The organism is Erythrobacter sp. (genome assembly GCF_023653175.1).
GTDB lineage: Bacteria > Pseudomonadota > Alphaproteobacteria > Sphingomonadales > Sphingomonadaceae > Erythrobacter.
Genome location: NZ_JAMNXL010000271.1, coordinates 1 through 3,302 on the forward strand (window position 1 = coordinate 1; position 3,302 = coordinate 3,302).

The following is a 3,302-nucleotide window of genomic DNA, read 5'->3' on the forward strand; positions in this document are numbered from 1 at the left end:
ATGATGGCGGGGTGATCCAGCGGATCGCACAAGGCGGCCGCAGCACATGGTTCTGCCCCGTCTGCCAGAAGTAAGGGAGAATCGTTGACCTTCGGGCAGCTTGCGACTATGCGCGCTGCTTTCCGGCGGTTGGGCCATGTGTCCGCTCGCCCGTTTTCGAGCAAACCGCCAACAATTTCCCGGTCGCTGCAAGCGGCCCGCAGCAAACGCGAGACAGACACGAATATGGCCAATACGCCGCAAGCCAAGAAGCGCATCATCCGCAACGCGAACCGCGCCGCCATCAATGGCGCGCGCGTGAGCCGCATCCGCAGCTTCATCAAGAAGGTCGAAGCGGCCTGCGAAGCGGGCGACAAGGAAGCCGCGGCTGCCGCACTCAAGGCCGCCCAGCCGGAAATGGCCCGCGGCGTTGCCCGCGGCGTGCTCCACAAGAACACCGTGGCGCGCAAGATGTCGCGTCTGACGCGGCGAGTCGCCACGCTCTGATCCGAATCGCCTGCGATCCCGTCTACCGCGTTCTGCGCGTGAATACGGGGTCGAACGGCCACAGCGATCCAACGGGCCGCGCTCCATGAGCGCGGCCCGTTTCGTTTGCGACAATTGCGACAACCTCATCCCCCACAAACGTCAGGATTCACCGCGATTCGCGCATTTCAAACGGGTGTTTTCGTGCAAATTCAGACACTTCAACGCAAGCCTGCGGGGTAGAGACGAGTCAACAGGAATATTTCACTTTTTTTAAAAGTCCGCGCTTGCGCATCGGGCCGATGCGTTCTTTACATGAACTCCACCCGGCGCGGGACAGCCCGGGTGGCCTTTACAAACTGGCCGACAGGGGGGTTCCGCGGAATTGCGATTCCGGGGAAGGGAAAGGCATGCCTGTCGCAATGGAATCAAATAGTCTGCGCAGCCTCGGGACGGGCTTTGCAGGCAGCGCGTGAATTGGGGAAGAGCTTGTGCACAGGACTGACAAGGCGCGCACCTCTGGCCGCCAGGCCGATGAACACCTGATGGAAGATGCCGAAGCCGTAAATCTCGCTGCCGACTGGGCCGATATCAGTCAGGGCCTGCGCAAGGATCTGGGACATCAGCTCCACAGCCAGTGGATCAAGCCGATCCAGCTCGGCGCGCTGAACCGCGATTGCGGCACGCTCGATCTGTACCTGCCGACCGAATTCTCGGCCAACTGGGTGCGTGACCGCTTCCACGACCGCCTGCAGCTGGCCTGGAGCATCGCGCGCAGCGAAGTGCGCAAGGTCAACATCATGGTCCACCCGGGCCGCCGCCAGCTGCCCGACCTGCGCCTCGACGATGGCCGCCGCCCCGCCAATGACGGCGCGAGCGCAATCGCGATGGCGGCCGGCTCGCTGGGCGATGCGACCTTCACCTCCTCGGTCGGGCTCGATGCCTCGCTGACCTTCGCCGCCTTCGTCACGGGCGAGGCGAACATCCTCGCCTGCAACGCGGCGCAGCGCATGGCGGCGCTCGAACAGCCGCAGTTCTCGCCGCTCTACCTCAAGGCGGCGACCGGCCAGGGCAAGACCCACCTGCTCCACGCCATCGGCCACGGCTATCTCCAGGCCCACCCGCGTGCGCGCATCTTCTACTGCTCGGCCGAGCGCTTCATGGTCGAATTCGTCCAGGCGCTGAAGTCGAGCCAGACGATCGAGTTCAAGGCCCGCCTGCGCTCCTTCGACCTGCTGCTGGTGGACGACATCCAGTTCATCATCGGCAAGGCGAGCGCGCAGGAAGAACTGCTCTACACGATCGATGCGCTGCTGGCCGAGGGCAAGCGGCTGGTCTTTGCCGCCGACCGCGCCCCGCAGGCGCTGGACGGGGTCGAACCGCGCCTCCTCAGCCGCCTGTCGATGGGCCTCGTCGCCGACATCCAGCCTGCCGACATCGAGCTGCGCAAGAAGATCCTCGTTTCGAAGCTGGTGCGCTTCGCGCCGCTGGCCGTGCCCGAAGACGTGGTCGAGTTCCTCGCCCGCACCATCACCCGCAACGTGCGCGAGCTGGTCGGCGGACTGAACAAGCTGATCGCCTATGCGCAGCTGACCGGGCAGGAGGTTTCGCTCCAGCTGGCCGAGGAACAGCTCACCGATATCCTGAGCGCCAACCGCCGCCGGATCACCATCGACGAGATCCAGCGCACCGTATGCCAGTTCTACCGCATCGACCGCGCGGAAATGAGCAGCAAGCGCCGCGCCCGCGCGGTGGTGCGTCCGCGGCAGGTGGCGATGTATCTCTCCAAGGTGCTGACCCCGCGCTCCTACCCCGAGATCGGGCGCAAGTTCGGCGGGCGCGACCACTCGACGGTGATCCACGCGGTGCGCCTCATCGAGGACCTGCGCCAGCGCGACGCCGACATGGACGGCGACGTGCGGAGCCTGCTCAGGCAGCTCGAAAGCTGACCCAAACAAGGTTAGTTCGCACATAATCCGCACAATTTGTGCACCGCTCTGTCGACAGGCCCATCCACAGGCCTGTCGACAGGCAGTTCACAGGCTGTAAACAGCCTTTCCATGCCTCATCAGCGCCTTTCCCCCGAGCTTGTCACCCTCCCCCAGGGCTGGATTTCTGCGCTGATGCGCGGCGCCAAGGGCCAGTGCCCGCGCTGCGGCGAAGCGGCGCTGTTCCGCAAATGGCTCAAGCCGGTCGACCGCTGCGGCCATTGCAAGCAGGACTGGTCGGTGCAGCAAGCTGATGATTTTCCCGCCTATATCGGCATCTTCGTGGTCGGCCATCTGCTCGCGCCGGTGGTGATCGCGATGATCTCGGGCGGGATGTCCGCATGGCTCACCCTCGCGATCATCCTGCCGGTTGCCGTCGTCATGCTGCTCGCAACGCTCCAGCCGGTGAAGGGCGCGGTGATCGCTTTCCTGTGGTGGCAGGGCATCGGCGCCTTCAAGCAGGAGCGCCGCCCCCTTTCGCCGGAAAGCAAGCGCGAACCATGAGCCTCTCGCCGGCACGGCTCGAACGCTTCGCCCGCCACATTGTCCTGCCCGAGGTCGGCGGGGCGGGCCAGGTGCGGCTGGCGGGGGCGCGGGTCGCGGTGATCGGCCTCGGCGGGATCGGCTCACCGGCCCTCCAATATCTCGCCGCAAGCGGGATCGGGCGGCTGGCGCTGGTCGACGATGACGTGGTGGACGTCTCCAATCTCCAGCGCCAGACGATCTTCACGCAGCGCGATGTCGGCTACGGCAAGGCGGTCTCGGCGCGGCGCTGGCTGGCGAACTTCGACGATTCGCTCGCCGTCGACGTCTCGGACGCGCGGATCACGCCGGAGAACGCCGCCAGCC

At 65.5% G+C, this 3,302-nt stretch carries 5 protein-coding genes; all 5 read left to right on the plus strand.

From position 1 onward, the window contains the following. Positions 1–11: 11 nt before the first annotated feature. Positions 12–74, plus strand: a complete 63-nt coding sequence (locus NBV68_RS18695; RefSeq protein WP_296312931.1) for a zinc finger domain-containing protein — start codon at positions 12–14, stop codon at positions 72–74. 151 nt (positions 75–225) lie between these two features. Then, positions 226–486 carry a 30S ribosomal protein S20 gene (gene rpsT, locus NBV68_RS18700; protein ID WP_296312933.1) on the plus strand — a complete coding sequence of 87 codons (261 nt, stop codon included), beginning with the start codon at positions 226–228 and terminating at the stop codon, positions 484–486. Between the two features lie 524 nt (positions 487–1,010). Beyond that, complete coding sequence (dnaA, locus tag NBV68_RS18705; protein WP_296312935.1) at positions 1,011–2,414, plus strand: chromosomal replication initiator protein DnaA; 1,404 nt, start codon at positions 1,011–1,013, stop codon at positions 2,412–2,414. A gap of 111 nt (positions 2,415–2,525) precedes the next feature. Next, positions 2,526–2,957, plus strand: coding sequence for a DUF983 domain-containing protein (locus NBV68_RS18710; RefSeq protein ID WP_296312928.1), 432 nt, complete (start codon positions 2,526–2,528; stop codon positions 2,955–2,957). Then, the coding region (locus NBV68_RS18715) for a ThiF family adenylyltransferase (protein WP_296312929.1) at positions 2,954–3,302 on the plus strand (349 nt) is incomplete at its 3' end. The genes NBV68_RS18710 and NBV68_RS18715, both read left to right, overlap by 4 nt.